Source organism: Variovorax sp. JS1663 (genome assembly GCF_002157355.1).
In the GTDB taxonomy this organism is placed as follows: domain Bacteria; phylum Pseudomonadota; class Gammaproteobacteria; order Burkholderiales; family Burkholderiaceae_C; genus Variovorax.
Genome location: NZ_LYMK01000097.1, coordinates 1 through 6,053, shown reverse-complemented (window position 1 = coordinate 6,053; position 6,053 = coordinate 1). Strand labels below are relative to the sequence as shown.

1 protein-coding gene and 2 pseudogenes are annotated in these 6,053 nt (G+C 61.6%); all 3 read right to left on the bottom strand.

The window, feature by feature from the left end:
- A pseudogene (locus A8M77_RS37360) lies at window positions 1-2,231 on the bottom strand (hypothetical protein); the annotation flags it as partial.
- Between the two features lie 2 nt (window positions 2,232-2,233).
- The gene (locus A8M77_RS35910; protein ID WP_143694898.1) at window positions 2,234-3,133 is read right to left on the bottom strand and encodes a hypothetical protein; all 900 of its coding nucleotides are present in this window, start codon (window positions 3,131-3,133) and stop codon (window positions 2,234-2,236) included.
- Window positions 3,126-6,053 (bottom strand): annotated as a pseudogene (locus tag A8M77_RS34610) (hypothetical protein); the annotation flags it as partial. The gene A8M77_RS35910 and the pseudogene A8M77_RS34610, both read right to left, overlap by 8 nt.

The following is a 6,053-nucleotide window of genomic DNA, read 5'->3' as shown; positions in this document are numbered from 1 at the left end:
ATGTCTCGGCCGCTGTCGGGGGCGATGACGTAGGTGTCGGTGCCGGTGCCGCCTTCGAGGTAGTCGTTGCCCTTGCCGCCGTTGAGGATGTCGTTGCCGGCGCCGCCGTAGAGGCGGTCACCCAGCGCATTGTCGAATCCTTGCAGGACATTCGCGCCGTCATCGCCAAAGAGGATGTGTTGGTCAGGCAGTACGACGCCGTCCCTGCTCTTGGCGATCAGGGTCTTGGGTGTGGCACTCGCCGCTTCGTAGTAGTCGAAGACCAGCGCACGGTCCGATGGCACGCCCGCGTCGTAGACTTGACCGGTATCGTTGTTCTGGTTGCCTTGGATCATGAGCGCGTTGAGCAGCCGAGCGCGGTCAGCCATCCACTCATTGCTGTAGTTGCTCGCGGCCTCACCTGATTGCAAGGCTTCTTTGTCATCGAGCCACGCCTGGTACTGATCACTCCAATCGCTGTCTTCCCAGAGACCTTCGAGCTTTGCCCTGCCGGCCTCGCTCGCGGCCGTGAGTTTGAAAGGGCTCAGGGTCTGGAGGGCAACGATGTCTTCGAAACCGGTGCGGGCTTGCGCCTGCGTGGCGAGGTTGCTGCCCACCGCCGATACGACGACGTCGCCTTGGATGGCCTTGAACTCATCGCTCTTGACGATGGATGCGAGGGCGTTGTGGAACTCGCTGCGTCCGCTGAAGCCGTTCTTGCTGTCGACCTCGAACCAGCTGTTGCCGCGGGTGTCGCCCTTGAGAGGAACGATGTCAACCTTGAAGGTGCGCGCCAGAGCATTGACGAGGTTGTCCAATGCATCGCCTTCGGCTTTGCCCTGACCCCAGCTCACGGTGTCGCTCTCACCTGTCGCGTTGGTGGCGGCCTTCATGAGGGGCACGAACTTCGCCGTACTGAAGGTGGGGTCGAGCCTGGCGAACGTGTCTTGAACCGTCAGCGAGTCGACGATGAGCACCAGGCTGTGGGTGTCGCCGAAGTCGTTGTGGCTGAAGTCGTTGACCAGGAGCTTGGTGTCCCAGTTCCACGCGCTGGTCACGCCAGCACTGGCCGCATAGATGCCCCGGTGCAGCGGCTGGTCTTCCACGATGATGCCGACGGCCTCGCCATAGTGCACCTGCGAGTTGGCGACGGCGGTAGGGAAGTTGCTAGCGAAGACGTCGTGGAATTTGGGGATGCGCTTATCGGCGTAGGTGCGATCGTCCGTGGCGGTTATCCAAGCGCCAGCGAGGATAGACCTGGCCTTTGTGTCTTTGGCTGCAATGAGAACGCCGAGTTGGTAGTCGAGTTCGACGGCATCCACGGCCTGAAGGTCAGTCGGCAGCGGCGGCGTTCCGCTGTTGCTGATGGTGGCAACGCGGTCTCTCTCCTTGGCGATGGCGTAAGAGCGCCCGAGCGCACCGGCGAGCAATTGATAGTCCGCGACCTGGTAGGCAGTCTCGATCAGTGGCCTTTGCTTGGCGGCCGTGATGGCTTGCTCGACCGTGGCTTTGGCTTGGGCCAGCTCTGCCCAACTGGGGTGTACGGGCAGCAACGCCTTGATTTGCTGGTAGAGGGCCTCGCCTTCAGCCGTGGCGAACTCGGAATCGGCGCCGAGATGACGCACCTCGAGGAAGTTGTCCAACACCTGCCTCAAGCTCTTGCCGTTCAGAAGGTCGCCGACGCCGGCGCCGTTGAAGGTGTAGGTGGCGCTGATGGGATTTGGCGTTCCGGTGGCCGCAGCCTCTTCCTGTCGGAGCAGGTTGAAGGCCGTCGCCAAGTGCCCGCCCAGGCTGTAGCCGGTGACGGAGATCATGTCCGACGCGCTGATCTTGCCGTTGAACTTGAGGCTGGCGTACCAGGCCTCCATGTCGCTGATCTGGCCGAAGGCCCAGCCTTTTTCCTTGATCTCGAGGACGTTGGTGGCCTGGTTGTCGCGGGTCGCGTCGTCGGCGAACTCGGTGCTGCGGAAGGAGAGGACCAGCTCACCGGTGTCGCTGTTGCGAAACAGGGTGCCACTGAAGCCTGTCGACGTGTTGCTCTTGTGCTCGACGACTGTCCAGCCTTCTTCGATGAACTCACGCGCCTGGGATTCAGTGAACTTGCTGGAACGGTCATTGCCGGCCATCAGATACTCCACGGTCAGTGGACCAAAGTACGCCTCTCCAGGTGCGGCCATCTTCTTTCCATAGAACGCTTCCGCTGCAATTTGCAGGTTCGCGTATTTGAGATAGCTAGAAATTTCGCTGGACATGATCACTCCCCTTTACTTGGTTGAAGTACTTTTCGAATGAACACAAAGTTGTGCTCAGCAATTGACGGACACCCCTTGGTGGAGCTTCGAGCCCAAGTCCAAGGACTTCTTTGGCCACCAGTGCCGCCCTGCCCCGGATCCATCAGATATCCAATCCGTTCAGCGACAAGCTCGTTGGTTTGAAGATCAACGATCCGAATGGAGCCGCCTGCAATCCAATGCTTTCGATCCTCTTCCGTAGAAACATCTCTCCAAGTAACGCTGTAACGGGCAGTGAACTTCTGAATTGACTCTCGCTCTACCGCAAACCTAAAGACACCGGTATCGGCTTCTTTTTCCGCATCTTTTAGCCCTGTCTGGGTGCCTGTTCGCCGATTAGTAGAAGCAACAACACCCGTGTATCGATATGAAATACCCCAAGTCGGATCGATCGTTTCGACGAACGAGTAGCCATCTGCCTGCCGCTTAGCCTCGTCTACGTTCAGATCCGATCCGGAGGTAACACGCAGCATTGCTTTGATGCAGTCTTCCCCACCGCAATCTCTGCCGTAAGGATCTGTTCGCGCAAACTGATCTCCATAGTTCAACTCCTTCGGCCTCCATCGTTCCCAAACGATGCCGTCTACGGATTCAACGGTCTTGTTAATCCGTTCGCCAGCCGTCTTGCATCGCTCATCGAACAGCGCTTTTGCTGCCTTGTATTTGCGCTCGTAGCGAATCCGATCGCCTATGCCCGGCCATAGCGGTGTGCTAAACACAAGGACAACCAACGCGACGTTCAGCAACCTTCGCTTCCAGTTCTTGCCATTCCAAAGCGCGTAGGCAATGGCAGCAAGGAAAAGAAGCCGCACGATCCATCCGACACCCCGCAAGATGTCGGCACCGATGCCAAGCTCAAGCATGGCGTAAGCCCTTCAGACTGGCGGTGTTTCGCGATCGCTTTCGCTTTCGCATTCGCGCTGTGCAGGTTCGAACTAGCCGAGATGCACCGCCCTCGATGAAGTCGTCTCCCTCGTAACCGGCCACCGCATCGATGCCGCTGCCGGCGAAGACGATGTCGTCTCCGGCGCCGGCGTTGACGGTGTCGTCGCCTGCACCGGCATGGATGATGTCGGCGCCGCTTCCGATGTTGGTGGCCATGAACTTGCCGTCGTTGACCTGGGCGAAAGTGCGCTGGGTGCCGGGATCGTAGCTGCGGGTGTCCCCGGGGGCGGGCACGATGTCTTCGGCACGCATGGCCAGCAGGCCGGAGAGGTCGGTGTTGGCCAGGGGATTGATGTACTCGTCGATGACGCTTGTGTAGTAGTAGTTGTCGACTTCGCCCAACCCGCCGGTCTCCACGTACATGCGCAACAAGCGGCCGGGGCGTACGGTGGTGGTGCCGGGGCTCCAGGCGGTGTTGGTGCCGGTGCTCCAGGCGGTGATGTGGTAGTTGCTCTGGTAGGTGTCGTCGTCGCCATCGGCGAGGATGATGTCGCTGCCGGCGCCGCCCACGAGGGTGTCGTCTCCAATGCCGCCGAAGAGGACGTCGTCTCCGGCTGCGCCGATGACTTGGTCATCGCCTTCGCTGCCGGCGAGCATCAAGGTGGCGCTGCCGCTGGCGGGGGTGGTTTCGCCGCTGGCAATGGCGGCCTCGAGGGTGGTTTCGATGCCGGCCCAGATTCGATCGTCGCCACCATGGCCGTCGATGATGTAGCCGTATGGAGAGGTGCCGGTGCCGCCGATGATGATGTCGGCTCCAGCGCCGCTGCCGGCGCCGAGACTGGGGGCGTCGGCGACGTAGCCGGCGGTATTGACGGCGTTGTCCAGGCGCATGCCGGCGCTGCCTTGCCCGGGGGTGAGGCCGAGGTTTAGGTGGGCCAACCTGCCTTCGCGGGTGGCGAGGTCGAAGGTGTAGGGGGGAACGACTGCGACAGGCGTGGTGGCAGCAGGGATGGCGATGCCGAGGTCGCCGGCTGCGAAGTCCTTGACGAGGATGGTGCTGCCGGCACCGGTGATGGTGAGTTCCTTGGTCTGCGTGTTGAGGCTGTAGCGGATGGGCTGGGCGGCGTTGCTGTCGTCGTGCCAGATGGTGTAGGGCTGGGTGGTGCTGGCAGTGCTGATCAGTTCGCCGGCGCCGGTCAAGAAACGGCCGGCCAGTTGAATGGTGCCTTGGTCGTCGGCGTCGAGGATGATGTCTCGGCCAGTATCGGGGCCGATGACGTAGGTGTCGCGGCCTGCGCCGCCGAACAGCATGTCGTCGCCCGCGCCGCCATCGAGGGTATCGTTGCCGGCATCGCCTTGGAGGTAGTCGTCGCCCTTGCCGCCGATGAGTGTGTCGGCGCCTGCGCCGCCATAGAGATGATCGTTCCGATCTGCCCCACCCAACTCATCACCAGCGTCGCCACCAAAGGCGACTTGACGCGTGACCATGGGGGTCGGTTCTCCGCCATTGGTATTCGTGAGGTAGAAGCTCGTGGCGGTCGCCACGTCCCTGTAGAGAACGCTTTCCGTGACACCCGGCATGCGCACCCGATCGACATCGATCGTGTTGCGCATCACGTGCCAGCGCAGCATCTCAGCGCGATCCGCTATCCATTCATCCGTGTAGCTGGTGGCCGGCTTGCCCAGCGAGACCAGTGATTTGTCTTGCAGCCAGGCGTCGTACTTCTCGCCCCAGGTGCCGCTTTGCCAGAGGCTGTCGAGCGCGGCTTCGCCCGCGGCGCCGACAGGCTTGAGCACAAAGGGCGACAGGGTTTGCAGCGCCGCAATGTCCGCGAAACTGGTGCGCGTCTTCGCCTGGGCGGCGAAGGCATTGCCGGTTGCTGGCAGGCTCTGCAGCGTCACCCTGCCTTGCAGCGAATGAAAAGCTCCACTGCCGGCGAGTTGCTTCAGTTGTTGATGGAACGTGACCCGCCCACTGTAGCCGTTCTGGTCTTCGACGCGCGCCCAGGTGTTACCGCTGGGGTCGCCTTCGAGCCGAGCTTCGCCGCTCCAGCCCAGTCCGAGGGTGTCAGCCAGTGCATTGACAAAGCTCTCCAGGGTGTCGCCATCGGCCTTGCCTTGTGTCAGACGCTGAGCGTCGGCCTTGAGGTTCGAGGCAGCCTTCAAGAGGATGCCCATCTGCTCAGCGGTCAAAGTGGGGTCGAGCCGCGCCAAAGTGTTCTGCACGCTCAGCGAGTCGACGATCAGCACCAAGCTATGGGTATCGCCGAAGTCGTTGAGCCCGAAGTTGTCGACGAGCAGCTTGACTTCGCCGGCCTTCAGGGTCGTCGTGCCCACGTCCGCGAAGATAGAGCCTCGATACAAGGGCTGGTCTTCCACAAAGATGGGCACGGGGCTGCCATAGTGCAATTGAGAGTTGGCAACGGCCGAGGGAGGGATGGCGCCATAGAGGTCGTAGAAGTTGCCGAGTGCGCCGCCGGGAGCCAGGTTGCGGCCAGCGTAAGCGTCGATGCCGCCGGACAAGGGATCGGTCCGATAGCCTGTGGTGTTCTGGCCGGCGCGCAGCACCGAGAGTTGATAGTCCAAACCAACCGCGGCGATGCTGCTCACGCTGACGGACAAGGCTGAAGCGCCACCGGTCCCACTGGGAACCCCCGCATTGATGCGCTCGGCTTCGTAGACGATGCTGCGCACTCGCTCCAATGCCTTGTAGAGCGTCTGCTCTTCTGTCCTGACGAGGCCTTGCTGAGCGAGTGACTGCATTTCTGCATCGATCTGAGCCAGGCTGAAGGCGGCGCCTTCCTTGAAAAGGTCCTTGAGGCGGTCATAGCGCGCGCGAACACCCGCATCAGCGAAGAGGTCCGCATTGCTGCCCAGCGCGCGATGCGCCTTGAAGTC

Coding starts and splice junctions, on each gene's coding strand:
- A8M77_RS35910 (WP_143694898.1), bottom strand. CDS start 3,133: ATGCTTGAGCTTGGCATCGGTGCCGACATCTTGCGGGGTGTCGGATGG.